This window comes from Veillonella sp. HPA0037, assembly GCF_000411535.1.
Classification (GTDB): Bacteria; Bacillota; Negativicutes; order Veillonellales; family Veillonellaceae; genus Veillonella; species Veillonella atypica.
In genome coordinates this window covers 2,041,845-2,068,317 of record NZ_KE150483.1, presented here as the reverse complement: position 1 = coordinate 2,068,317, position 26,473 = coordinate 2,041,845, and the positions used below count along the sequence as shown (strand labels likewise).

The 26,473-nt window shown below is 38.3% G+C and carries 31 protein-coding genes; 1 reads left to right on the top strand and 30 read right to left on the bottom strand.

From position 1 onward, the window contains the following. Positions 1 to 429: 429 nt before the first annotated feature. From HMPREF1477_RS09440 to HMPREF1477_RS09310, 27 genes are all read right to left on the bottom strand, one after another. Positions 430 to 1,605 (bottom strand): MFS transporter, encoded by a 1,176-nt coding sequence (locus tag HMPREF1477_RS09440; protein WP_016476643.1) that lies wholly within the window; start codon positions 1,603 to 1,605, stop codon positions 430 to 432. 143 nt (positions 1,606 to 1,748) lie between these two features. After that, the gene (secF, locus tag HMPREF1477_RS09435; RefSeq protein ID WP_005378319.1) at positions 1,749 to 2,639 is read right to left on the bottom strand and encodes a protein translocase subunit SecF; all 891 of its coding nucleotides are present in this window, start codon (positions 2,637 to 2,639) and stop codon (positions 1,749 to 1,751) included. Then, complete coding sequence (secD, locus tag HMPREF1477_RS09430; protein ID WP_016476642.1) at positions 2,636 to 3,910, bottom strand: protein translocase subunit SecD; 1,275 nt, start codon at positions 3,908 to 3,910, stop codon at positions 2,636 to 2,638. Before secD ends, secF begins: the two co-directional genes overlap by 4 nt. Positions 3,911 to 3,925: 15 nt before the next feature. Beyond that, positions 3,926 to 4,492, bottom strand: coding sequence for a 5-formyltetrahydrofolate cyclo-ligase (locus HMPREF1477_RS09425; RefSeq protein ID WP_005382975.1), 567 nt, complete (start codon positions 4,490 to 4,492; stop codon positions 3,926 to 3,928). Next, on the bottom strand, positions 4,492 to 4,782 hold the full coding sequence (gene yajC, locus HMPREF1477_RS09420) for a preprotein translocase subunit YajC (RefSeq protein WP_005378318.1): 291 nt from the start codon (positions 4,780 to 4,782) through the stop codon (positions 4,492 to 4,494). The genes HMPREF1477_RS09425 and yajC overlap by 1 nt, the downstream gene beginning before the upstream one ends. A 78-nt stretch (positions 4,783 to 4,860) precedes the next feature. Continuing rightward, positions 4,861 to 5,976: a tRNA guanosine(34) transglycosylase Tgt gene (gene tgt / locus HMPREF1477_RS09415; protein WP_005378320.1), complete on the bottom strand. Its 1,116-nt coding sequence runs from the start codon at positions 5,974 to 5,976 to the stop codon at positions 4,861 to 4,863. Positions 5,977 to 5,984: 8 nt separating this feature from the next. Continuing rightward, positions 5,985 to 7,010, bottom strand: a complete 1,026-nt coding sequence (gene queA / locus HMPREF1477_RS09410) for a tRNA preQ1(34) S-adenosylmethionine ribosyltransferase-isomerase QueA (RefSeq protein ID WP_005381777.1) — start codon at positions 7,008 to 7,010, stop codon at positions 5,985 to 5,987. Positions 7,011 to 7,018: 8 nt separating this feature from the next. After that, positions 7,019 to 8,614 (bottom strand): SpoIID/LytB domain-containing protein, encoded by a 1,596-nt coding sequence (locus tag HMPREF1477_RS09405; protein WP_016476641.1) that lies wholly within the window; start codon positions 8,612 to 8,614, stop codon positions 7,019 to 7,021. A 1-nt stretch (position 8,615) separates the two neighbouring features. Then, a complete protein-coding gene (gene ruvB, locus HMPREF1477_RS09400) occupies positions 8,616 to 9,620 on the bottom strand; it encodes a Holliday junction branch migration DNA helicase RuvB (RefSeq protein WP_005378326.1) in 1,005 nt (334 codons plus the stop codon). Positions 9,621 to 9,622: 2 nt separating this feature from the next. Further along, the gene (gene ruvA / locus HMPREF1477_RS09395; RefSeq protein ID WP_005381803.1) at positions 9,623 to 10,231 is read right to left on the bottom strand and encodes a Holliday junction branch migration protein RuvA; all 609 of its coding nucleotides are present in this window, start codon (positions 10,229 to 10,231) and stop codon (positions 9,623 to 9,625) included. After that, entirely contained in the window at positions 10,228 to 10,725 is a 498-nt protein-coding gene (gene ruvC, locus HMPREF1477_RS09390) for a crossover junction endodeoxyribonuclease RuvC (RefSeq protein WP_016476640.1), read from the bottom strand. The genes ruvA and ruvC overlap by 4 nt, the downstream gene beginning before the upstream one ends. Positions 10,726 to 10,911: 186 nt before the next feature. Beyond that, a complete protein-coding gene (locus HMPREF1477_RS09385; protein WP_016476639.1) occupies positions 10,912 to 11,649 on the bottom strand; it encodes a YebC/PmpR family DNA-binding transcriptional regulator in 738 nt (245 codons plus the stop codon). A 9-nt stretch (positions 11,650 to 11,658) separates the two neighbouring features. Further along, a complete protein-coding gene (locus HMPREF1477_RS09380; protein WP_009661492.1) occupies positions 11,659 to 12,231 on the bottom strand; it encodes an RNA methyltransferase in 573 nt (190 codons plus the stop codon). Positions 12,232 to 12,288: 57 nt separating this feature from the next. Further along, positions 12,289 to 12,849 (bottom strand): hypothetical protein, encoded by a 561-nt coding sequence (locus HMPREF1477_RS09375; RefSeq protein WP_016476638.1) that lies wholly within the window; start codon positions 12,847 to 12,849, stop codon positions 12,289 to 12,291. An 11-nt stretch (positions 12,850 to 12,860) separates the two neighbouring features. After that, on the bottom strand, positions 12,861 to 13,292 hold the full coding sequence (locus HMPREF1477_RS09370; protein ID WP_005377920.1) for a DUF350 domain-containing protein: 432 nt from the start codon (positions 13,290 to 13,292) through the stop codon (positions 12,861 to 12,863). 10 nt (positions 13,293 to 13,302) lie between these two features. Continuing rightward, positions 13,303 to 14,373, bottom strand: a complete 1,071-nt coding sequence (locus HMPREF1477_RS09365; RefSeq protein ID WP_038148163.1) for a hypothetical protein — start codon at positions 14,371 to 14,373, stop codon at positions 13,303 to 13,305. A 104-nt stretch (positions 14,374 to 14,477) separates the two neighbouring features. Continuing rightward, positions 14,478 to 15,785, bottom strand: a complete 1,308-nt coding sequence (locus tag HMPREF1477_RS09360; protein ID WP_016476636.1) for a glutathionylspermidine synthase family protein — start codon at positions 15,783 to 15,785, stop codon at positions 14,478 to 14,480. 14 nt (positions 15,786 to 15,799) lie between these two features. Next, positions 15,800 to 16,372, bottom strand: a complete 573-nt coding sequence (locus HMPREF1477_RS09355; RefSeq protein ID WP_005382988.1) for a hypothetical protein — start codon at positions 16,370 to 16,372, stop codon at positions 15,800 to 15,802. A gap of 44 nt (positions 16,373 to 16,416) precedes the next feature. Continuing rightward, positions 16,417 to 17,463, bottom strand: a complete 1,047-nt coding sequence (locus HMPREF1477_RS09350; RefSeq protein ID WP_016476635.1) for a DUF4178 domain-containing protein — start codon at positions 17,461 to 17,463, stop codon at positions 16,417 to 16,419. Next, a complete protein-coding gene (trmD, locus tag HMPREF1477_RS09345; protein WP_016476634.1) occupies positions 17,460 to 18,275 on the bottom strand; it encodes a tRNA (guanosine(37)-N1)-methyltransferase TrmD in 816 nt (271 codons plus the stop codon). Before trmD ends, HMPREF1477_RS09350 begins: the two co-directional genes overlap by 4 nt. 113 nt (positions 18,276 to 18,388) lie before the next feature. Then, on the bottom strand, positions 18,389 to 18,886 hold the full coding sequence (gene rimM, locus HMPREF1477_RS09340) for a ribosome maturation factor RimM (RefSeq protein WP_005382994.1): 498 nt from the start codon (positions 18,884 to 18,886) through the stop codon (positions 18,389 to 18,391). Then, positions 18,886 to 19,293 carry a YlqD family protein gene (locus HMPREF1477_RS09335; protein ID WP_005377933.1) on the bottom strand — a complete coding sequence of 136 codons (408 nt, stop codon included), beginning with the start codon at positions 19,291 to 19,293 and terminating at the stop codon, positions 18,886 to 18,888. The genes rimM and HMPREF1477_RS09335 overlap by 1 nt, the downstream gene beginning before the upstream one ends. Positions 19,294 to 19,307: 14 nt before the next feature. Further along, a complete protein-coding gene (locus tag HMPREF1477_RS09330; RefSeq protein WP_004695567.1) occupies positions 19,308 to 19,535 on the bottom strand; it encodes a KH domain-containing protein in 228 nt (75 codons plus the stop codon). A gap of 21 nt (positions 19,536 to 19,556) precedes the next feature. Beyond that, a complete protein-coding gene (rpsP, locus tag HMPREF1477_RS09325; RefSeq protein WP_004695565.1) occupies positions 19,557 to 19,820 on the bottom strand; it encodes a 30S ribosomal protein S16 in 264 nt (87 codons plus the stop codon). A gap of 58 nt (positions 19,821 to 19,878) precedes the next feature. Continuing rightward, positions 19,879 to 21,231: a signal recognition particle protein gene (gene ffh, locus HMPREF1477_RS09320; protein WP_005381771.1), complete on the bottom strand. Its 1,353-nt coding sequence runs from the start codon at positions 21,229 to 21,231 to the stop codon at positions 19,879 to 19,881. Between the two features lies 1 nt (position 21,232). Beyond that, positions 21,233 to 21,556, bottom strand: coding sequence for a YlxM family DNA-binding protein (ylxM, locus tag HMPREF1477_RS09315; RefSeq protein WP_005382996.1), 324 nt, complete (start codon positions 21,554 to 21,556; stop codon positions 21,233 to 21,235). A 181-nt stretch (positions 21,557 to 21,737) separates the two neighbouring features. Further along, on the bottom strand, positions 21,738 to 22,295 hold the full coding sequence (locus HMPREF1477_RS09310) for a hypothetical protein (protein ID WP_016476633.1): 558 nt from the start codon (positions 22,293 to 22,295) through the stop codon (positions 21,738 to 21,740). A 163-nt stretch (positions 22,296 to 22,458) separates the two neighbouring features. On the opposite strand from HMPREF1477_RS09310, the gene HMPREF1477_RS09305 reads away from it, so the two are divergent. After that, positions 22,459 to 23,784, top strand: a complete 1,326-nt coding sequence (locus HMPREF1477_RS09305) for an FAD-containing oxidoreductase (protein ID WP_016476632.1) — start codon at positions 22,459 to 22,461, stop codon at positions 23,782 to 23,784. A gap of 113 nt (positions 23,785 to 23,897) precedes the next feature. Here HMPREF1477_RS09305 and HMPREF1477_RS09300 read toward each other — a convergent pair whose 3' ends face one another. The 3 genes from HMPREF1477_RS09300 to HMPREF1477_RS09290 form a co-directional block, all read right to left on the bottom strand. Continuing rightward, positions 23,898 to 24,536, bottom strand: a complete 639-nt coding sequence (locus HMPREF1477_RS09300) for a DUF6161 domain-containing protein (protein WP_038148161.1) — start codon at positions 24,534 to 24,536, stop codon at positions 23,898 to 23,900. Next, positions 24,533 to 25,165 carry a hypothetical protein gene (locus HMPREF1477_RS09295; protein WP_016476630.1) on the bottom strand — a complete coding sequence of 211 codons (633 nt, stop codon included), beginning with the start codon at positions 25,163 to 25,165 and terminating at the stop codon, positions 24,533 to 24,535. The genes HMPREF1477_RS09300 and HMPREF1477_RS09295 overlap by 4 nt, the downstream gene beginning before the upstream one ends. Before the next feature lie 752 nt (positions 25,166 to 25,917). Next, positions 25,918 to 26,445 carry an ECF transporter S component gene (locus HMPREF1477_RS09290; protein WP_016476629.1) on the bottom strand — a complete coding sequence of 176 codons (528 nt, stop codon included), beginning with the start codon at positions 26,443 to 26,445 and terminating at the stop codon, positions 25,918 to 25,920. Positions 26,446 to 26,473 lie beyond the last annotated feature (28 nt).

Sequence of the window (26,473 nt, the reverse complement as noted above, 5' to 3'; positions counted from 1 at the left end):
TGTCAAAACCCGCACTCTGGCATATGTTCAATCATATGATTGATTACCTATCATTGTTCAGTTTTCAAAGATCTGTTTGCTAGTCACTGTCGTGCGCTAGCGACTTGATTATAATACCAAGTTCAGAGTATTTCGTCAAGCACTTTTTTAAAACTTTTTGAATTAAATTCACATGTTTTAATGATGTGCTGTCATCCGATTTACGCTGTGTCCTAACGACTTGTATTAGTATATCACAAACAAAGAAAACGTCAACCGCTTTTTCATCACTTTTTACAACTTCATTATTAACTCATTTATAATCAATATTTTGCCTTACGTAGCTTGTTACTATATCATTACTATTTCATATAAAAAACACGTATTTACCTAGTATTTTGATAGTTTACTATCATACATACTATAAGAAATACGTGCTTTTTATAATGCTTATTCCGCTATATATGAGTGTTTACGAATTACGAAATGATATAAAGCTAGTGCTATGATCATTATGAGTGATGTAATTTGATATAAAGATTGATAGCCTAATGCATTTGCAATTAAGGCTAAGATAACCGATCCAGCCCCGACGGCTATATCAAGTGCTAAAAAGTATGTTGCTGTAGAAACGCCTGCACGTTCTATTGGTGCTGATTGAACTGCTAACGCTTGAAATGCAGGTTGAGCAGCTCCATAGCCTAGCCCAAGTAATGGCGCAGTACAAATAATCCCAACCGGAGTCGATACCACTCCAAGAATAGCGAGGCCTACGATAAATAGGCCTACACCAGGATAGATGACGAACCGTGATCCATATCTAGCATATACTTTGCCTACTAATGGTCGGCTAATAATTATCATGAGCGCAAACAAAGCAAAGAACACACTCCCCCATACACCTGCTCCCATACTATTCAATTCAATAGGAATAAATACTAGAACACCAGAATATGTAAAACCTATAAACAATCCCATTAATGCCCAAGGAAGACTTCGTTTCTCTATAAACTGAGATATACTCCATCCCTTAGAAGATTTTTGTTTCGGTTTAGCTAACTCTTTTGGCAATCGAATGACATTACTCAAAATAAAAGCTAGCGCAGTCATTATAGTCAGAAAAATATATAGCGCTGAACTTCCATAGGCTTGTAATGTATATAAACCAACAGCAGGCCCTAATACCATAGCAATATTTGAGAATACAGCAAACATATTGATGCCTTCACCTTTGCGTGAAGCAGGCAAAACAACTACGGCCAGTGCTGCCATAACGGTAGTACCTAATGCAAATATAGCGCCATGTATGCCCCGTAGCACAAAAATCGTTTGTAACGATGTGGTTAAATTAAACAACCCCATAATAATGAAGAACAAAACAGATGAAATCAATAAAATTATGCGTTTGTCCAACCCATCAATTAAACGTCCTGCAAAAGGACGACATAAGATGGTCCCGATTTGGAAATATGTCATAGCCAATCCCGCATCTAAAGCGGTACCACCTAATTCAGCTGTTAAAATTATGGGCAATGCCGCCACTAAGACATATTGGGTCATATAAAAAATGCCACTACTTACACCATAATTGATAAAAGCAGGACTCCATAAACGTTGTGAACTCACTATATCACTCTTTCTACTTAAAACCTTATATAGTATTTATTGTATGTTATTTCTCTTTGAATCACAATGATCTCACTCATAAGAAAAACCCCAATCGCAATAAAATGCGATTAGGGTTTATAGCTTTCACCATAACAATCAAATTATTGATTGCGAATGTCGTTCTTATTTCTATTTTTCCAGAGTACCCATAAAGATGTAGCGACACAGATAGAGGAGTATGCACCACTGGCGAAACCAATAATCATACATAGAGCGAAGTTTTTTGTTGTATCCCCACCAAATACAAAAAGAGATACGCAGGCAAACATTACAGTAGCTAATGTATAGATACTACGATGAATACTTTGTGCAATAGAAGCATTCGCCAAATCTTCAAATGTATCAGTACGTTTATGAGTATGAGCATTCTCACGAACGCGGTCAAAGATAACTACAGATTCGTTCATGGAATAACCTACAACGGTTAAGATGGCCGCCAAGAAAGATGCATCGATTTCTAATTGGAAGAATGAGAATACACCTAATACCATAATCAAATCATGGAAAATAGCAGTCAATGCAGATACGGCTATTCTATATTCAAAACGATAAGAAATATAGAGCGCCAATACAGCAAAGGCAATAACAAGATTCAATAACGCATGTTGCGTTACTTCAGAGCCGATAACAGCACCAACGGTTTCAATACGTTTTACTGTGTTTTCACCGATATCGCTATTCAATTTTTCTACTACAGCTGCACTTTCACTTGGCTCCAAGTTACGAGTTCGAATCATAACATCTTCGCCTGCTGTTTCTGCAGTATCACCAGACAATTGAATTTGTGCATTTTCAAGGTCGAATGTTTTCAATACATCACGAACTTGGCTAACCTCTACAGGTTTAGTGAATTGAACCTCTACAATGGTACCACCAGTATAGTCAATACCAAAGTTAAAGCCTTTTGTAAAAATAGAAATTAAACTAATGATTACTAGAATGGAGGAAATCACAAACCACCAACGATGATGTCTAATTACGTTGAAACTCATTTGCGCTTACCTCCTTTCAAAGATTTTGGTGCAAAATCATCAGAACTTTTACTTGGTGAGATATTAGCACCAAACCAGAATGGATGATTAGTAAAGTTACAATCAATTAATAGGCGAAGCAAGAAATGGCTGACAGTAATCGCTGTAAACATACTTACAACAACACCTACGCCCAAGCTGATAGCAAAACCCCTTACCGGACCAGAGCCTAAGACCGTCAAGATACCAGCTGTGATGATAACGGATACGTTCGCATCAGTGATTGTAGAAAGAGCCCGTTTAAAACCAGCCTCCATAGCAACACGCATGGATTTACCAGAGAAAACCTCTTCCTTAAAACGTTCGAAAATCAGGATGTTCGCATCTACCGCAACACCCATAGACAAGATAATACCCGCAATGCCCGGCAAGGTCATAGTTGCATTAAAACCTTTACCTAACACGAGAAGTAATAACATAACATATACAAGCAATGCTACATTGGCAACAAAGCCGGATAAACGATAGAGCAAAAGTAAGAATACCATGATCATGGCAATACCAGCGCCAAATGCTACTACGGATTTATCCTTTGAATCTTGACCCAAAGAAGGACCTACAGTACGAACTTCAAGGACATTAATTTTTACAGGTAATGCACCAGAACGCAATAAAATTGCTAAATCTTTTGCTTCATCTAAGGACTTACTACCAGAAATAGTAGCCTTACCACCAGTAATAGCTTGTTGTACTACAGGGTTGGTTAATACTTCACCATCGAGAGTAATGGAAATATGACGACCGATATTTTTAGATGTTAAATCAGCAAATTTCTTTGCCCCTTCATCACTAAGCTCGATAGCAACTAAAGGTTGTTTATTTTGACCCATTTCCTCTTTTGCATCTTTTAGGTCATCACCGGTCATAACAGTTTCGCCTTTTTCATTTTTAAATTCAAGGACCGCTGTTTTACCGATACGTTTCATTGCTTCATCAGGATCTTTAACACCTGGTAATTCAATGATAATACGTTTTGACCCTTCCCGTTGCACAATAGGTTCGGACAGACCCATTTCATTAATGCGTCGTTCAAGAATTTGTTTTGCTCGTTCTACCGCATCATTATCAGCTGTACCATGCTCAGTATCCTCTGCTTCTAGCACAATATGCGTACCACCTTGTAAATCAAGGCCTTGCTTTAATGAACCGGCTAGGGGTCCAATAAAATACGCAAAACAACCAATAATTGCAGCAATAACGACTAAGAATTTAACTATAGCCTTGCCTTTCAAAATCGTTGCTCCCTTCTAAATAACATGAATTACACCCTGTTCTGTAACGATAGCGGGCATACGTTGATCATAGCGTTCCATCGGAATCGGGTTTTTCATAATTTGCGCTTCCCATGCGACACCAATATAGTTCGATGGTGAAAGCCCCTTAAGAAAACGGTCATAATAACCATTTCCCATTCCCATACGACCACCAAGCCGATCAAATCCGGCACCAGGCACTAGCACAAAATCAATATCCTTAGGATCAATGATTTCATAGGGTTCCTTTGGGACACGGATATTTAGGACGCCATGCACTACATCGTGAAGATTATGAAGTCGTACAGCAATCATCGTAGTCTTATCAGTACAAACAGGTACATAAACGCGTTTACCTGCCTGTAAAGCATGTTCTATAACATCATCCAAATTGGCTTCTTTAGGCATCGCTAAATAAGCCATAATCGATTGTGCCTGTTCATACTGAGGTAATTGAACAATCTCGTGACACAACTTAGGTGCCCAAGATTCACAATCTGCAATAGATAAAGCAGCGCGCTGGGACTTGCACGCCTGGCGCACTGCTTCTTTTGTTATCATTACTTAGTTTCCTTATTTTTTTTAGAAACTACGGATGCGATAGCAGTACGAGCAAATGTCATTTCTACTTTTTCCGCTACTTGTACCTTAACTTTTTCATCATCAAGTTCGATAATTTCGCCATAGATACCACCAATAGTTACAATTTTTTGGCCTTTTTTCAAGCTGCTCAACAAATTAGTACGTTCTTTTTGTTGTTTCTTTTGTGGACGCCACAACAAGAAATAAAAAATTACGACCATCAAAAGGATTGGCCAGCTAGTTTGTAAAATTTGTTCGATATCACCCATGGGTAATCCTCCTCACTAAAATTCATCTTATCTTTATAAGTATATCTATTCAAAATGAATTTGACTAGTTTTTTTATATTATTTATTAAAGTTATCCCAAAATTGCATTCTAAATTGAGGGAATCGATCCTCTAAAATAGCTTTACGCATCTGGCGCATAAACTCTAATAAGAAATATAAATTATGGTATGTAACAAGTCTCAATGCTAAAATTTCTTCCGCCTTATATAAGTGGCGTAAATAAGCACGAGAATAGTTTTTACATGTATAACATTGACAACCTTCTTCAAGAGGGCCCCAGTCATGCGCATATTGAGCATTTCGAATATTAAGACGCCCATGCCAAGTCATGGCCATCCCATTTCGCGCAACTCGTGTAGGATATACGCAGTCAAACATATCAATTCCGCGAGCCACCCCTTCTACCAAACAGTCAGCTGTACCAACGCCCATCAAATAACGAGCTTTATTGGTTGGCAACAACGGTGTTGTATATTCGAGAATTTCATTCATCAAATCATGTGGTTCCCCTACAGATAAACCACCAATGCTGTATCCTTCAAAGTCCATCGCCACTAATTCAGCTGCACTTTGTTTGCGCAAGTCTTTATACATACCGCCTTGCACAATACCGAACATACCTTGTCTATCATGAGCATGACGAGCCTCTTGACATCGATGTGCCCAACGCGTAGTACGCGCTGTAGAGCGTTTCGCATAATCATGTTCTGCAGGATAAGGAATGCATTCATCAAAGGCCATCGCAATATCAGATCCAAGTTGTTCCTGTACTTTTGTGGCCACCTCCGGGGAAAGAAATTGTTTAGATCCATCGATATGAGATCTAAATGTTACCCCTTCTTCGGTAATCTTACGCATATCGCCTAAGCTAAATACTTGGAAACCACCACTATCCGTAAGGATTGCTTGATCCCAGTTCATAAATTTATGAAGGCCACCAGCTTCCTCTACGAGTTCAGGACCAGGTCTCAAGAACAAATGATAGGTGTTGCTTAAAATCACTTGTGACCCAATGGCCTTTAGCTCTTCTGGCGTCATCGTTTTTACTGTCGCCTGTGTCCCGACGGGCATAAACATAGGTGTTTCATACGTGCCATGTGGCGTATGTAACAAACCCGCACGGGCACCCGTGTGAGGACATGTTTTCTGTAATTCATATGTAATACTCGGCATAGAATCTCCTAACGTATAAACATAGCATCGCCAAAACTAAAGAATCGATATCGTTCTTTTACAGCTGCTTTATAAGCCGCTAAACAATGTTCACGACCGGCTAGTGCACTAATGAGCATTAATAATGTAGATTGTGGTAAATGGAAATTGGTTACCAATGCATCTACCATCTTAAATTTATAGCCCGGATAGATAAAGATTTTTGTCCACCCACTTGTGGCATGTAGTATACCATCATCAGTAGAGGCTGATTCCAAGGTGCGAATCGATGTAGTACCTACTGCAATAATACGCTTACCCTTAGATTTTGCTTCATTAATACGACGCGCTGTATCTTCAGATACGCTGTAGAATTCGCTATGCATATCGTGATCTTCAATAGTTTCTACGGATACAGGTCTAAAGGTACCTAAACCAACATGAAGGGTAACAAACTCGAGCTCTACACCTTTAGCTTTAATTTTTTCTAATAGTTCCGGTGTAAAGTGTAGTCCCGCTGTTGGAGCTGCAGCAGATCCTTTTTCCTTTGCATACACCGTTTGATAGCGATCCTTATCCTCAAGTTTTTCATGAATATATGGTGGTAACGGCATTTCACCAATTTCTTGAATAATATCATCAAATACACCATCGCAGGTAAATTCCACGATACGACCGCCAAAATCAGTTTTATCTAATACAGTTGCTTTCAACCGCTCATCAAACACAATAACCTGTCCAATCGGACATTTCTTGCCAGGTTTAACGAGACACTCCCAGCGATTTTCTCCACATGGTGTAAGTAATAAAACCTCCACCTTGCCACCGGAACCCTCTCGTTGACCATATAACCGAGCTGGGATAACCTTCGTATTATTAAACACGAGGACATCTCCTGCTTGTAATTCATCAAGTAAATCGTAAAAATGCGCTTTATGTGTATACTCACCAGTTATTTTATCCAATGTAAGCAACCGCGATGTATCGCGAGGCTCTACAGGATGTTGAGCAATAAGCTCCTCTGGTAAATCATAATCAAAATCTGTAACTTTCATTCTTATCCTTAATACATTTTTTTCAATGTAATACCACTATAGTAATGTCTTAAAATTGTTTGATAATAATTAGTGTCCCCCGTACCAGCTCGTTTCGCCATTTCAGCGGCGCCCCATTGTGACATACCAAGACCATGGCCCCACCCATGACCTTTAATGTACACTGTATCATTCTTGCCTGTGAAAGTATGATACGCTTTACCAGTTGAACTTGCTGGATTTTGATTGACATAAAAATCAAATAATGTTGACTTTAAACCTAACATGCCCCGTAAATCATCACCACTTACCGTAACCTTACCAGCAGTACCTACGAAGGTCGCCGATTTAATACGCCCAGACACGCCTCTATCGGCTGTGGCCTTGCCAGGATTTCCCAATGGGGTTAATTGAATACTCTTCAACTTACCCACTCCCTTACTAGCAGCATTTAACTTGCCCTCTAAAGTGCTACGGCTTGTGGATACTGTCCAATTTGACGCACTAGAATTGCTATTTGAAAAATCTTTAACACCTTTCAAGTACGGAATATCATTGCCCCATACATTGACACTGTCCTCGGTATAGCCACCACCATCAGAATGGAACAAGGCATTAATAGGACGATTATTATATAGCATAACAACGCCTTTAGTATGATTAACAGCAGCCGTAGTACTTTGTGTTTCACCGCTCACACCACCATATACTTGATGATCTGTAGACGTGCTCATATCATAGAGCTGATTTTTATTTTGCTCCATCGTATGTAGTGCATACGTACGAGCCGCTACAGCTTGCGCTTCTAAGGCCGCTGCTGGCCAAGATGGAATCGCCTCTTGTGGAACAACACCATATAAATACGATTCCAATGGAACTGCATTAATAACCATCATAGCTCCATTATTGGCCCGCAATGTAAGAGCCCCTCGATACGCTTTGCCTTCAAAGGTAAAAATATCACCACTCGTAGGTTTTAATGTGACAACAGAATCAAGAGCTTTGCCATTAACAGCAATCTTATTGCCCCGTACACCTACGGATACAACCTTATGACTACCAACCTTACCATTATTGCTAGTAAGAACAGTTACGCCATTTGCACTCGATACGGAGGCATCTTGACGACGAGATCCAAGTAAAACGCGAACGTCCGGTGTATTTTCTACACGAACGCGCGTTGTTACTTGTTCTACTTGATTCTTCGTCACCACCGCGGCCGTTGCACGAGATGTTGTAGTAGAAGTTGTAATCTTCGGTTTTACAGCAGTAGTATTAGCAACCTTTGGTTTTGCATTGGCTACGGTCGTACCCTTTGGTTTTACGCTTGATTGTGCAGTAACCTTAGGTTTAACAGTTGTAGTTGCTGTAACTTTAGGTCTAATAGTCGTAGATGCAGTAACCTTTGGCACCGGTTTTGTAACGAGCGGTTTAAACGTGGATTTTCCAATAGTTCCACGCACAGCTTTTACAGGAGTTTTTCCCGACACCGTTGTTGATGATTTAGCTACAACAGGTTTTGTTCCCAATTTACCTACTACCTGTGCAGCCTCAACAGTTGCAAAACTATGAATGCCTAACAATAATGTTGTCATAATCATTAATGGTAATTGTTTCTTTTTCATTTTATTTCCCTGTTTGCGAAATACCTAGATGATCATAAGCCAATTTAGTAGCCACACGCCCCCGCGGTGTTCTACCTAAAAATCCCAATTGCATCAAATATGGTTCATACACATCTTCGATGGTATCTCTCTCTTCACTGACGGCAGCCGCTATTGTTTCTATCCCCACAGGGCCACCATCATAATTTTCAATAATACACTTCAACACTCGTCTATCAATGCGGTCAAGTCCCATCTTATCCACATGTAGACGTTTTAGCGCTTCATCTGCAATATCCGCAGTAATAACGCCATTCCCCACAACTTGTGCAAAATCGCGAACTCGTTTTAACAATCGATTCGCAATACGCGGTGTTCCTCTCGAGCGTCGAGCAATCTCACTAGCACCAGCTTGCTCAATGCCGATATTCAAAATATCCGCTGCACGAGTTACGATAAATTCTAACTCTTCTTGTTTGTAATATTCCAATCGACTCACGATACCGAATCGATCACGCAATGGCGCAGCCAATGCCCCAGCTCGTGTCGTCGCACCAACCAACGTAAACTTTGGTAAATCAATGCGGACGGAACGCGCACTTGGTCCCTTGCCGATGATAATATCCAAGGCATAGTCCTCCATAGCAGAGTACAATACCTCTTCTACACTTCGTGAAAGTCGATGAATCTCATCGATAAACAAAACATCATGTTCATCAAGATTCGTCAAAATAGCAGCTAAATCTCCGGCCTTTTCTATAGCAGGACCTGATGTTATACGAAAATTAACACCCAGCTCATTAGCAATAATGCCAGCTAATGTGGTCTTACCTAGCCCCGGAGGACCATATAACAGAACATGATCTAAGGCTTCACCACGCTGTTTAGTAGCTTGAATATAAATATTCAGATTATCCTTAGCCTCTCGTTGGCCAATATACTCATTAAAATACTTAGGTCGAAGACTATATTGCCACACGTCCTCTTCTCGATCACCGCCGCCTACGAGGCGTACTTCTTCGTTCATGGCTAACGTCCTTTCCCAAGTTCAACTAAACAAGCTTTTATCAATGCAGATACATCTTTTGAACCATCGTTTAAGGATTCAACTAGTGCTTCCACATCTTTTTGCGCATATCCTAATGATACCAGTGCCTCAATCGCCTCCCCGCTCGGTCCGCTATGTGTAACACCAATTGGTTGGATGGCTGCAGGTGTTTCAACACTAATCTGAGTCATCTTCACTAACTTATCCTTTAATTCTAGGACAAGACGCTCTGCCGACTTTTTCCCTATGCCCGGTAATTTTGTTAACTGTTGTACCTGACCATTAATAACAGCCAATTTGAAAGCCTCTGGCGTCATGCCGGACAATATGCCTAAGCCTACCTTTGGCCCAATCCCAGAAACAGAAATGAGCAGAATAAAAAGTTCGTACTCATCCTCTGTCCAGAATCCGTATAGTTGCATCGCATCTTCCCGAACATTGAGATAGGTAAACAATGTGGCCTCTTGCCCCTCTATTAATTGTTGTCGTGTAGTGGTTGGCACATACACACGGTACCCTACACCATGTACATCTACATAACAAGATTCCTTGAATAGATGTGTTACAATGCCTCGTACATACCCAATCATTTAATTAACCTCATCAATCTATCTTGGTGAGAACTATGCGCCGTACAAATAGCGACTGCTAATGCATCCGCCGTATCATCGGGCTTAATTTTCTCACGAATCCCCAAAATATTCATGGTCATGTAAATAACCTGATTTTTATCGGCCTTACCATAACCGGTAACAGCCTGTTTAATTTGTAATGGCGTATATTCATATATAGGTATCCTCTGTTGCTCTGCGGCCAGCAATATAACCCCACGCGCTTGACCTACCTTAATCGCCGTCGTTACATTACGATTAAAAAAAAGTTCTTCTACACCAAACTTATCCGGCTTATATTCCTCTAAAATATCGCTTAAATCATTAAATAAGATTTCTAAACGTTGAGCATCTGTCAGTTCCTTAGGGGTCGTAATAGCCCCATAGACTACTGGCGTTAGCTTGCTTCCCTGCACGTCAATAATGCCATAGCCACAAATTGCCGTACCTGGATCGATTCCTATAATCCGCACTCCATCCCCCTCAGTTTAAAAATGAGATAAGCCAAAGCTTACCTCGTAACACTCATAATCTATTTTATTATAGCATATTAGAACATCGAAATTCATGAAATCACGATATTTTTATTACCTTTTTACAAGGAGAAACTAGAGGAAGACAAAAAATGAGGAGTGCTCCTAGAGCACTCCCCGTTTCTATTATTCTTCTTCGTCGTCTGGCAAAATACCATTGTGGTATACGTTTTGTACGTCATCAAGGTCATCCAAAACATCGAGCATTTTTTGCATTTTTACAGCATCATCACCAAATAATTCGATAGTTGTATCTGGAATCATGGTAATCTTCGCCACTTCAGTTTCTATGCCCGCATCAGCCAAGGCTTGTTCTACTGCATCAAAATCTTCTGGTGTTGTATAGATTTCAAATACATCATCTTCCGCTTTAAGATCTTCTGCACCCGCATCAAGAGCCAACAATGTCAATTCATCTTCATCGTGACCTTCTTTATCGATAACGAATACACCTTTAGATTTAAACATCCAGCCTACACAACCGCTTTCACCAAGATTACCACCTTGTTTGGAGAAGGCATGGCGCACATCGGCAGCCGCACGATTACGATTATCCGTCATAACCTCTACAGTAACAGCTACACCGGCAGGACCATAACCTTCATATACGATTTCTTCGTATGCGTTCATATCCGTAGCGCCAACGCCTTTATCGATAGCACGTTGAATATTATCCTTAGGAATATTGTTTTCACGAGCTTTTTGCAAAGCCAATTTCAAGCGCATATTACCTGTTGGATCCGCACCACCCATACGTGCTGCTACGGTAATTTCACGACCGATTTTCGTAGCTAATTTAGCCTTCAATGCATCGGTTTTACCTTTTTTATGTTTAATATTTGCCCATTTTGAATGTCCTGACATAGACGCCTCCTATTTATTCCACCATGCTTCGCCCCGTAATCGATCCAAGATGATTGAAACGGCACTACGCACAGATAAATGATTGTATTCACCGTGGCCATATATAGGTTCTAAAATATAGTCAAAGCTTTCCATCGTTTCTTTTGTCATACCATAACCGGTACCAAATAATACTAACACAGGGCGGCCCTCATTTTCAAGATGTTCACGCATCCGTGCATAGGAAATTGTATTATCATAGGTCCGAGCATCGGTAGTTGCTATGATGGGTTTCACCCCTTCTAATTCCTCGATAGTACGCACTGCCACAGCGATAGAATTAACGAGTTCAACGCCTGTGAAAGCATCTTTTCTATCTGGATTATAAGTACTACCAAAACCAGATTTCCAATGTTCCATAATGGTAGCCGCTAACTCTCGTTGAGCTGGGATATTATGAATCACAAAATATTTAGACACATCATAGGTAATAGATGCGCGCGCAATATCGTGAATATCATAATTTGTAATGGCCGTCGTTATTACCTCTTTATGTTTATTCATAATAGGATAATGAACGAGTCCAATATATAAATTCGCCAATACTATATCTCCTAAATCTTAAACAACGTTTATCAATACATAGTACCACCATATCCATTACGAAGCACTAGACCTCGCACCAGCACTACCAAAGCCAGACTTTTGCCCTATAGATGATGCTTTCTTACTTCTACTATTCTCATAACTACGAAAGCTTCTTCCACCTCCATAGCCATGTATAGTAGATCCGGATGACGTATATTCATTAGGTTGTTCATACGGTTTTAATGGCGATACTGCGCGATATGTCATAGTTCGTCCATCCATACGTGCCGTAGGAGGATTAAACCCATGAAACATATAATACCCAGCTGCAATAGTTGGTAACAAACTTGCCAAACCAGCATCCCACACTAAGTTTCCACCATTATCACGGTGAAAGGTAACTGAACGATTATCATCATACAAGGCGGTTTCTTTTCCATCGCCATGGTTTAAAAGAGAATACCGATTACCTTGACTATCCTTTAATCGAACCTCCCCCTCATTTGCCTCTGGATAAACCTTATCACACACAGCATAGGAGATATCATTCCAGTATGAATACACACCTACAAGACCAGCAACTGCGGCGAAAGCACCTGTAAGGTATATGGTTTTCTTACTTGGCTTATACATAAAACGCTCCCTTAGTGCACAGCACCGCTAATAACAAGAGCAAGACCAACGAAAATGCCAAATACAAGAATACCAGCCGCTGTATTACCACGCATAATTTCTTCGGATAATTTATATTTACGATGCCAAATATTGATAAACATATAGCCCGTTACAAATAGTATAATACCTAGCACAGCATATACAACACTGGCTACAATGCCATGTAACAAGGAAGTATCAGCTGTAGTCACGGCTGGTGACATGATAACAGCGCGCAAAATTTCACCGATACCGATAAATGATCCCGCTGAAAGCCACGCTACAGCACAGTTACCACGCTTAATTTCTTCACTAAATTTTCCAGGCACGAAGAAATCGATAACCGTATTCGCCGTCAACATCAATATAATGCCAAAGCAAGCATAAAAAATTGTCAATAATACATCTGGTATATAAATCATAATAAGCCTCCTAATAATATAATTTTGTATTGGATGTGTTGTTAGAGTTGCTGGTAGGATACAAGCGTTCGCGTCCCGTATTATCCCCTAGGCGAACCATGGTCGCATAGTTATCGAGTATATGAGAGCTGATTAATGTACGATCAATAATTTTCCAATCCTCTTGTGTCAATTTTGATTGTTCACATACCTTAACCTTAGTTTGTCCATCCATATTAGTGATGAGATACACCAAGTCCCCAGAATAAAATACAATAACTTCATGTCCTTCTTCTAAGTTATCCCGCTCATTCTTAATATCACCATTCACAGAGTCAATCAAGTCTAATGCGGTGCTAACAGGATCTAGTGTAGACGTGTATACATAGTCGCTATCCGAATCTGTTTTTGTATAATATGCAGATGTGTCATGCATATGTTCTTTAACCGTATAAGGCACTCCAAACATAGCGCGTATACTATGCCAAGACAAATCATTGTCCGACCAAAACAGAAATAGTAAAAATAGTACACCATACCCCACGCCAACAGCAATAGATCCGAACCTCTTTTTCATTGATTTGTTACGCATCTTTTGCTTAATAGCTTGAGCGGCTGCATCATTACAAAGGCGAATGTTCACTAATGGCACTCGTGATCCCTCGGCAAACATTTTTTCACCTTCAAACCACTCTTCTTCAAAGAAGACACTAGCACCACCTTCACAAGGCAGCTGATATTCTCGATATCCTGCGCGGTCCCCTACGGAGGCACCACTTTCACCATCCACATCGACAACCTTTTCTAAACCGATTTGATGTAATGTAAAATCTTTCCCCGGCCTTGTATGAAAGGATGTTCTAGATACGGTACACCATTCATTATCATTATACTCAATGGTTAACCATATTTTATCGATTCCTTCAACAGCCTCTAGTCCATATTCATGCCAATAATCACCTGGTGATTTGGTCATAGACGGCTGGCCCCTATAGGATTGTTCCTTATCTGCTTTTGGAATAATCTCTATATATTTAATTTTCTCAGTGATTACATAACGGCTGCCATGAACCTCTAAGACATCATAACAATTAAACTCCATACGCACCCTCGCTAAAATAGACATAACCACAACTGCTGCGAAGTACACCTATTATCCTTTGTTTAACCATACTCTATATGGTCAAAAATTACATAGTATTTCTCTTACTCTATTAGTAATGGTACAAAATATGCTTCTGTACCAGCTATCTCTTCCGGAGAAAAACGGCATCCTACCGCGGAGGCTTGATCACCAAGCATAAAACAGGATAAGGTTAAAAATCCATCTTTCACTCCACAATCCACTGTATGAGTAAAACGTTTCTGCTGTATAAAGTCTTGATACATCACCTTTTTACTGTCGCGACAAACGATATCGTCATAGTTATCAACTAGCTTTTCCATGTAAAGCTCAGATGAATCACCACGCTTTTGAACAACTTGTACATGCCTTCCTTCACGGCCCCAAATCTCCTTTTGAATATAAAGGCCATCATCAAGAGCGGAAAAATCATTTTCAAAATAGGATGGTGCCAAATAACGCTCGATGATATCTCGATCCGGTTTCGTAAAAAATTGATCTGTTAAATACAACGCATACACTAAGGACATAAAGGATTTATTTTGTAAAATAATTGACTCTGGCGGATTAAAAAGAGCGAATGTATCATCCTCATACAAATCTAAGAACATTTCACCCAAAGGTTCGCCATCTGGTGTTTGTTCATCAATTAAAAGCTCCATGGGATGCAATCGATACAATAGGGTCGCATGACTACCATCTTCTAAAGGAATGCCCTCATCATCAATCTTCATATCATAAAAGGATATGAATCGCGTATCTGCCTCAGGACACGCTGTTTTTAATTCCTTCATAAGGAATTGTGTTGTACCGTAGTCTTCAAAATAATCATGAAAGCAGGAGAATACAAAAGGATTCTTAGGGAGGCTCTCTCTATTTGCCCGCATAAATTCATATTGGTTTCTACCATACTTAGCAGATAAAACAGCGTCATACATGCGCTTTAAAAATGTATGTAATTCTTTTTGACATTCTATATTAGGATGTTTTCGTCCTACATAATTAGCTGCCACTTCATTGGCATAATAGCTTTCAATAAGAAAACATGGCGTATCTGCATTAAGTTCTACCATCCGCAAATTGCCATTTACATCGAGAACAAAATCAAAGCGTGATAACCACGTCGGTAACCCTAAGGCATTCGACTTATGTAAATAAGGAATTAAATTATCTGGCATATCCATATTTCGAGCAAAGTCATCTGGTGCCATTTGAAATACTTTTGCAGCTTTACAAAATATTTGAAATAATCTACGTGAAGCATGACGAATTTCATCGTAAAAGTCGGATGAAAAGGCCTGCATAGACAAGGAAGGATACCGATCATCATACCCTTCATATTCCACGAAATTAAATATGTTTCTATCAAGCTCATCAATATAGGATTTCATTGTTCATCCTTTCATTAAGAGGCACCGCTCGAAGTTCGAGCCCCTACACTACCAAAGCCATACTTTTCACCAATTCTATGTGCTCGATTACTCGTTTTAGTATTGTAACGATTTCTAGTCATTTCATTAATAGTTCTAGCCACTCTTGCACTATTAGATTTACTAGCGCCTGTACTTGCATCAAAAGGGGTAAGAGGTGATGTAGCGCGATAGGTCATACTAGGTGCATCCATATATGCCGTTGGAGCTGAAAAACCATGAAATGCATAGTATCCTACCGCCAAAGTCGGAATCAAACTAGCTAAGCCTGCATCCCATATAATATCACCCTTCTCATCACGATGAAAGGTAACAGACTTCTCAGCATCATCATAAAGTGCCGTTTCTTTTCCATCACCATGATTAATCAAGGTATAGCTTTTACCTTCATCATCTATGAGCCGTACTTCACCATTATTCGATTCTGGTTTGACCACATCACATAGAGCATAACTAATATCATCCCAATAGGAATAAACACCTACAAGAGCTGCTATAGATGTAAAAGCTATGGCTATGTAAACAGTATTCTTACTTGGTTCATACATATAATATTCCTTCGTTTGATTTCGTAACTGAAATCAATACTATCTCAATCTTTTATTATATTTGATAACGTCTTACGTCCCTGCTTATTCTTTAATTCCACCATATACGCATATCGTAACAATATTTCACTGTCATTTCTAATAGTCGCTATGCGTGTATTCTCCGAATCTGACAAGTTTTTTAATTCCCCCACTTCAACATACGTAGTGCCATTAACCACACTAATAACAGATACCTCTTTAGTCGTATAAATGACAATCCATTGCTCAGGAGACTTAGTGTCTTGTTTAATGTTATAAACCTTGCCATACACAGCATCGATAAGATCGATAGCCGTTGCATTAGGATCTTGCTTTGACGTATATACCATCAAACCGTCTTTTGTGCCTTGCGGTTCATAATAATAGGAATCTTTAATGCGCTCTTCCATGGTATATGGGAATCCTACTTCATCACGCAATTCATGCCAAGTCATATCTCCTACGAATAAATAACCCAAAAAGAATAAAATGATTCCCCAACTCAGACCCAATCGTGTCCATTCTTTTCTACGAGCTGCATTACGAATCTTTTTACTCACTGCTTGAGCAGCCTGATCTCGCCGTCGATGTACATCCGACAAACGAATCCTCTCACCTTGAGCCTGATCCGTCAAACCACCATGCCAGTCCTCAATAAAGAATACATTGGTTTTATCCTTTTTAATTGATCTATATTCTTTATAATCGGCCTTATCACCGCTTCTAGCTTTACTTTCACCCTCAACAGACATGACGCGTTGTAAGCCTTTATCGTACAGTTTATATCCTTTAGGCGGCGTTGAACGTAAAATAGTCTCTGAAAAGGTACAATAGTCTTTTTCCCCATTTACAATGGTGAGCCATTTTTTATCTCCACCATCCACTGGCATAAGACCATATTCGGTCCAATTCTTAGCCCCTTTATGAGTACCTAGTTCATTATTATACATTTCATCATTAAGAGTATAATTCACTGTCTTTTCTATGATGAATTCTTGATAGGAGATAACTTCAGTAACTACGTATCGCTTTCCCTGAATCTCTACAACATCATAACACTTAAAATTCATAGCCTAGACTCTTCTTCAACAATTTCTTTTAAAAGTTTAATTTCCTCTTTTGTTAATGGTCGTTCCAATAAATCGGGCCGCAACAATCGTGTCCGCTTTAAGGCTTCCTTTTGTCGCCATGTGGCAATGTTTTTATGATGACCGCTACGCAATATGTCAGGAACAACCCATCCTCTGAATTCTGGGGGCTTTGTATATTGAGGACATTCTAATAAAGGCTCATAAAAGGAATCCTCTTGGGCCCCACTAGCTGCGCCTAATACACCGGGAATCATTCGAGCCACTGCATCGGCTACAACCATAGCTGGCAACTCGCCACCTGTTAACACATAGTCACCAATGGAAATGGTTTCATCTACTAAATGTTCCTCTACACGATAATCAACACCTTCATAATGGCCACATACGAGAATCAGTTGATCATAAGTTGCTAGTTCTCTAGCCTTTTCCTGTGTGAAAGGTTGACCCGTAGGACCCATAAATACAATGCGACGACGTATACTTTCACTAGGATTACCAATGAGGCTCATCTCATCACACATCTCATCCGTTTCGTAGGCACCATTAATAGCACTATCATAGTTAGAGGCAACAGATTCTACGGCCTCAAAAATAGGAGGCGCCATCATGAGCATGCCTGCCCCACCACCATACGGTGTATCATCCACTTGTCCATGTTTATTATGACTAAAATCGCGCGGATTCGTCACAGCCATATCTAGCCGTCCCGCCTCTATGGCTCGTTTTATGATGGAATGACTAAAGAAGGCATCAAAAAACTCTGGAAACAAGGATATAATATCTATTTTCACAACAGGCCTCCCCCGAATACACTTATTATTATCATAAATCTATATATAGCTATCTTATAATTAATTCTATCATAAGACACCTATAAATAGATATAAAAAACCGCCTAAATGGATTATACCCACTCAGGCGGATCAACGATCATCATGCGTTTGTCCATATCGATGTCAATGATAACATCATCAATGGCTGCAAACAATTGATCTGGTTCCCCTTCTTTGGAAACCACATATACATCATTAGCTCCCGGTTGTAATACATCCGTCAATGTACCAAGTACATTGCCCTTTGTATCTTGCACCTCAAGGCCAATCATATCAAAGATATAGTAACGGCCTTCTGGTAATTCTACCAAATCTTCACGACGTACTTGAATCTCTTTCTTAGAGAATAATTCAGCCGCATTACGATCAGGAATTTCCTTAAACGAAGCTAATACGAATTGTTTATGAAATCGTGCGGATGCAACGTGGTATTCTTTACCATCGATGTAACAGGCATCCATATGCATGAACCGTTCTGGAAAATCGGTTCTAGGCATAATACGAAGATCACCCCGCACGCCGTGCGGGGCGATGATAACACCTATAGTGATGAAATCGTTAGGCTTCATTATTGACGAAACGCAACGATTTTACCGTCTTCTAATAGGATTTCAGCGCCCATCATGGCATCCAAATTATCCCCGATTTTAACGGTAACTGTTTGCTCTAATGTACCTTGAGGAATTTCAGTCCCCAATGTCAATTCTTGAGCGTCTTTCAATTTAGCTGTTACTTCTTCTTTGAAAGCCAAGCGTTTATTTTTCTCTTCGTCGATTTGTTGACGAATTGCAGTAAGACTTGTCGCATCAACTTTAGCTGCATCAGCTAAAATACGTTGAGCTTGAAACTCAATTGCTTCCAAATCTTTATTCACCATATCAAGGCGAGTTTCAAGATCGGATACAATTTTCGCTTTCAAATCTTCTGTTACTTTTGCTTTTACTGCTACAGGGACACGTAATGTCATTTCTTCCATTGGAACACTCCCTTTTAGACAATATCAACAGATATCTTTTTGTTCTCTTTAATAGCCGCCGCTTTCACCACAGAGCGAATTGCTTTTGCAATTCGACCTTGCTTTCCGATGACTTTACCCATATCCTCTGGAGCTACATGAAGTTCATAGACCTCAACATTGCCCTTTTGGACCATGGTAACAGAAACGGCATCAGGCTGCTTCACTAATGATTTCGCAATTAATGAAATTAATTCTATCATCACAGTATGCCTCTCTATTAATTACTTTTTAGCGTCTGCAAATTTTTGCATAACGCCTTGTTTTTTGAACAAGGAGCGAACAGTGTCAGTAGGCTGAGCACCTTTAGCTAACCAAGCCAAAGCTTTTTCTTCGTCTACATTAACGATAGCTGGTTGTTTAGTAGCATCATATTGACCAATTGTGTCAACAGGACGACCTTCACGTGGAGCACGTGCGTCAGCAACTACGATACGGTAGAAAGGAGCTTTTTTAGCACCTAAACGAGTCAAACGAATTTTTAACATGTGGGATTCACCTCCTTATAATGATGTGCTGGACAGGTTCAGCGCCCCTGTCCATGTATTACATAAACGGTAATTTTGGCATTCCAGGGAAGCCACCCTTACCGCCACGCAATCCTTGTAAACGCTTCATCATCTTCCGCGCTTCTTCGAATTGTTTTAATAAGCGATTAACGTCTTGTACTTGTGTACCTGACCCCATCGCAATACGCTTACGACGAGAACCATTTAAAATATTTGGATCTTGTCGTTCTGCAGCCGTCATGGATTTAATGATAGCCTCGATGCGACGTACTTCTTTACTATTCAAATCAAGATCTTTTAATTGATCCTTAATTTGACCCATGCCTGGTAACATGCCAATAATATTTTGCAATGGTCCTAACTTTCTCACCTGATTCATCTGTTTCAAGAAATCATCTAAGGTGAAATTGTTTTTCGCCATTTTTTGCGCCATTTCACGAGCTTCTTCTTCATCAATAGCGCCTTGTACACTTTCAATAAGAGTTTTGAAATCCCCTAAATCGAGGATACGAGAAGCCATGCGGTCTGGATAGAATACATCGAAACCATCCATTTTTTCGCTTACGCCCGTAAACTTGATTGGCAAACCGGTTACAGCCTTAATGGATAATGCAGCACCACCGCGCGCATCACCATCGAGTTTAGTAAGGATAACACCGTCAACGCCTAATTTTTCATTAAACGTTTGTGCTGTCGTCACCGCGTCCTGACCAATCATAGAGTCTACAACGAGTAGAATTTCATGAGGTCGAACAGCAGCTTTAATGTTGGACAACTCGTCCATGAGAACTTCGTCTATAGCCAAACGACCTGCTGTATCGATGATAACAACATCTTTCAACATATGCGTGCTTTGCTCTACGGCACGACGCGCAATATCTACTGGATTAGCTCCTGGTGTTTCATCAGCAAATACAGGGATATCGATTTGCTTACCTACTACTTGCAATTGCTTAATCGCTGCTGGACGATATACGTCGGCTGCAACAAGCATTGGATGTTTACCTTGTTTGCGAAGGTATACAGCCAATTTACCAGCTGTAGTCGTTTTACCAGCACCTTGTAAACCAACAAGCATAATAATTGTTGGAGGCTTACTGGAAATCATGATACGGCTTTGCGTACCACCTAGGAGAGCTGTCAACTCATCATTAACGATTTTAATAACCGTTTGAGCTGGGTTCAAGGATCCGAACACCTCTTCACCAAGGGCCTTTTCTTTAATGGATTTAACGAAATCTTTCGCCACCATAAAGTTTACGTCCGCTTCTAAGAGAGCTGTTCGTACCTGACGCAACGCAAGATTGACATCTTCTTCTGTAATTTTGCCCTTACCTTTTAAGGATTTAAAGGCGTCTTGCAGTTTTTCTGACAAACTATCGAATGCCATATTATCCCTCCATTTGCGTCAATAATTGTTGTACCCGCGATTGTGAAAGCACATCCGCTGGCAACGTATCTTTTAATTCATTTATCACTTGCTCTCGTGCCTCATATTGAGCCACCAAGTGTAATTTAGATTCATAGTCATTCAAAATATGACGTGCACGCTGTAAATTATCATGTACAGCTTGCCTAGATACGCCAAGCTCCTCAGCAATTTCTCCAAGGGACATATCATCTTCGTGGTGAAGTTGTAAGGACATGCGTTGCTTATCCGTCAACAATGGCCCATAGAAATCAAGGAGTAAACTGATAAGTACTCGTTCTTCCATTTCGCCACCTCCATCACTGTCAAGTCATATTACTTTACATACTATACAGTAAAAAAAAATAAGTGTCAAGTATAAACACTTAACACTTAACACTTATCCAATATATTTTTATTATAATTTTTTTATTATGTGAGTTTTATAACAAACATATTATTCAAATAAAGTTTTATTCATATTATATTCAATCACTTGAAGAATTCTGATGTTTTTTATACTTATAGTAAATAACTCTTACAATAAATGCTACAATTCCCAAAGTAAAAGCACCTATAACTTTTCCCTTCATTTTTTCTTGTTTTTGTTTCTTTTCTTCTTCTTGTGCTTTCTTTAGCCTTTCATTCTTAATATACTGCTGCTGATTATTATCTATTTCAACTATTCTATTTGCCAATTTATCTATAACACTTCCAGATTTTATAGGCGTTACACTAACAGCGTTTACTTCCTGAATCTTTTGTCCATTTAATTTATGATAAACTTCCCCCACAGAAAATTCAAATGCATTAGTTTTATATACATATATATTGGTAATAATGTAATAAGGTGTATTTATCGCTTCTAATTTTATTCGTGCTACATAATACGCAGGATTATGTGTACTCACATAATTAACAGAAGATCGATCAATGTAATACTTAAACTCACCATCACTTGTAGTATCAACCCACTCAGCATTAACTACTTGAACACAGATTAAAGCTTGCAACAAAAAGAATAAGCTAAAAATAAATCGTTTCATATTAACACCCCCTATTATATGAATCTATCATGAAATTTTATGTTTAGTCAATATTTAGCACTTATCTAAACCTCCATATGCTACTTTATTCTTTTATAAGTTATAACAACATGTTATAATATTTATATCTAATATTTTCAATATAAAAGATAGGAGGTATTGTATGAATACCAAACATTATGATCTTATCGTCCTAGGTTTCGGCAAAGCCGGTAAAACATTAGCAGCTAAATTTGGCTCCATGGGCAAAGCCGTAGCTATGATTGAAGAAAATCCACTCATGTATGGTGGCACATGTATTAATATCGCATGTATACCTACTAAGACGATGATTATAGCCGCATCAAAAGGCTTATCTTACGATCAAGTATTAAACCAACGCGAGGTAGTTACATCTCGTTTACGCAATAAAAACTTCGCTATGCTAGACACTAATGAACATGTCGATGTATATACTGGACATGGTGAATTCATTAGTAATAAAGAAATCGCCGTTACAGCTGGGGAAGACAAAATCATCTTATCTGGTGAAACAATTATTATTAACACTGGTGCTGTAGCGATTAAGCCTAACATTGATGGCATCAGCGCAGCAACAGGCTTCTATAACAGCACAGAAATTCAACAATTATCGCCTCAACCAAGTACACTAGGCGTTATCGGTGCTGGTCCTATTGGCCTTGAATTTGCTAGCTTATACGCTAAACTGGGTACAAAGGTTACCATATTCAATATTGATGCCAAAATTCTAAAACGCGAAGAACCTATTGTTCAAGAATTATCGAATGAATACTTAGCGGAGCAAGGTATTAATATTCTAAATGATGTAACATTAAATTCTGTATCTAATGATGGAAAAAAGCCCGTTATCACTGCCAATAATCAAAACTATACCTTTGACGCTGTTTTATATGCTACAGGTCGCAGACCGAACACTACTAACATCGGTTTAGAAAATACGGATATCACAACTAATGAACGAGGTGCTATCGTAGTCAATGATACTTGTGAAAGCTCCGTCCCAGGTGTATATGCAGTAGGCGATGTAAATGGTGGTCCTCAATTTACGTATATTTCTCTCGATGACTTCCGCATTGTATTTGGTGCTCTTACAGGTAATGGCCAATACACATTAAAAGATCGCAAAAATATTCCTTACACAACATTCTTAACACCTCCACTGGCTCGTGTTGGTCTTACAGAAGAAGAGGCTATCAACAAAGGCTATACTGTTAAAACTAAAGAAATGCTCGTAGCTACCATGCCAAGAGCTCATGTAAACGACTATTTAAAAGGTGCTTTTAAAATTGTAGTAAATGTAGATAACGATTTAATCCTTGGTGCTACACTTTATTCTCAAGGTGCTGAAGAGTTGATTAACCTCATTAAAATGGCTATGGATAACAACATTCCATATACATATTTCAAAAATCAAATCTTCACACATCCTACCATGGCAGAGAACTTAAACGACCTTTGTAATTTTTAAAAATTTAAATTAATACATGAAAATTAAGTAATGCTAAAAGACCACCATCACAAAAATTAGTAATGGTGGTCTTTCTTCTATTTTTATTTAGATATCAAACTAAAAACAGAATATTATTTTTTTAGGATAGAATTTATTACCACATCTAGATCAGATTTTTCAGAATTACTAACCAAACCTGTATTTACCTCACTAAACAATGCTTTCATAATTAATAGGCGTTCTTCTTCATTAATATTTTTTCCATCAGCGATTAAAGCCTGATAAAATCGAGTTAAAGCAGCTTTTTGTTGATATACTTTTTTTAGATGCCAAGAAGATGTCCAAAACTTAATTTCAACTTTAATTATATAAATCATAAATGCTGTAGCAAGAAACATCATAGAGGTAGGATTAATCCAATAGCTTCCACTTGGTATGCCCTGTAAAATTGATGGAATCAAATATTGACTTAACAATGTAATTAGTCCTATTATCGTAACTATTGTCAAGGCCCCCCATGTAAAAATAGAACTTTCTTGATCATTTGCACGACTATTCCATAATTCTTCTGGAGCTTCAAGCTTTAACTTCTCTTTATATGCCTCTTCTAAGTCTTTTAAACGCTTTTCAGCTTCAATGACATTATCATTTAACTTAGAAAATTTTTGTTTAATATCATCTATGCTCTCATCAAAAAAATTTTTACTATTTTTTTGAATTTTTGAAGCTTCATCATATTCTGACTTTATAAACCCTTGTAGTTTTTTCAATTCTGCTTCAACTGAGGAAGTGTCAAAATTAGTAGTTTTAAAAAATTCTCCATCCAAAACAATGCAGGTAAATTTTCATAATAATCAGATCTAGCGAAATAATATCCCACACAATTTTTATCTTTATTAATAGTAATAAAGTTATTCACAGCAGTTTCAAAATACGAATCATTCTTATAATTTTTCCGAAATGATTCTATAAACTTGATTATCAACTCATATGATTGATCTAAGTCACAATAAGAATTCACAGTAATAGTGGTAAAATATTTACCATTCTCTTCTACAATATTTACTGTACCATTTGCGAGTTGTACCAAAATCTCTTTTTCTGGGACTAATTCCTTCTCATCATATTCTTTGTACTGATCAACAACGAAAGATATCCTGTCAATAATAGCATTAATTGTATTTTCAATATAAACCCATTCATTAAAAGGTCTAAATTCATTATTTTCCAACTTCAGAGACTTTAATCTTTTTATATTACGTGCTATTGTTTCTTCAATTTTAGCTAATGACCCTTCTATAGGTTCTAATTTAATCCAATATCTATCAGGAATCTCTAGCTTAAATATCCACTTGTCATATATTAATTCTGTTACAGATGTTTCAGTAATATTTTCCATTTTATTCTCCCTAAATAATATACTCGACAAATATTACTATATATTTTCTAATGAATGAAATAATAAGTTTATTTATTATACCTATTTAAAAACCGTTCTACATCCTCAAATAATTTGTAATCATTAGCTAAACTCTTTTCTAATTGATGAGCTATAGAGTTTGCCTCTACACAATATATTTTATAATAGTATTTTTATCTAATCTTTTATTAAATAGTTCAGTATATTCAGTAATAAGAGGAATATACATACAGCCAATATACTTATTATAATAATCTTTAAAATATAAATATCTATTATCTATATCTAAATGCTCAATATAATATTTATAGCATACTATTAACTCATTAAATCTCGCTAATAACTCACCTGTTTTATCATTTATCTACATTGACATCTCAAAAATAGAATCATATTGTTTTCTCACATCATTATAGGAATCTGGATCATTAGTAATATCATAAACAATTTTATTAATCATTCCCATTGAACAGCCATAGCAACTCATTATTAATCTAAACAAAACCTCAACCCTTTCATAAGCTTTAAAACGCTTATCAATAATGTTTCTATAATAATCTAATTTATATTGTTGCTTATTAATAAACTATTGTACTAATAATGTCCCAATTGCGCCTAGTGCGGTCTCCAAAACAGCAATAATAATAGTAACATAATCCATTATATACGCATCTAATCTTTGAATTACGTTAAAAACAAAATAATGCAAATATAAAATCAAGCCTTGATAATTATTTTTTAGTAAATAATCTACGTACTACCTTTTGTAGTTTTGGTGTCAATATAATAGCCACCACAATACCTGCAGCACTTGTAATCAAGGAGTATTGAATTTTGCTAGCTGCTACGGCTGCACTTTCAAGAACAAACCACCATGCAAGGAAATAACCAAAGGCAGTCCAAATGGTACCAATAATAAGAGCTATCAAAATGCGTGTAAAGGATGCTGTCGGCTTTGTAATGGATGGAGGCAAGTAACCTGCTGTCATACCACCTACAATAAGACCTGCAATACCTTTAATAAAGAAAGAGAATACAATGTATTGCGTATGTCCACCAAAAAGATCAAATAATGCGGAACCAATAGCCGCACCTAAACCACCATATAAACCACCAAAGAGAATAGATGTGGTAAAGAGAGCAGCGGAACCTAAATGAACCATGGCCCCACCTGGTATTTCAATGCGAATCGTTGTTGCTACTGCACATAAGGCAGCAATAAAGCCTATATATACAATATCACGAGTCTTTAATTTCATAATCAAGATCCTTTCTTCCTATTATCAA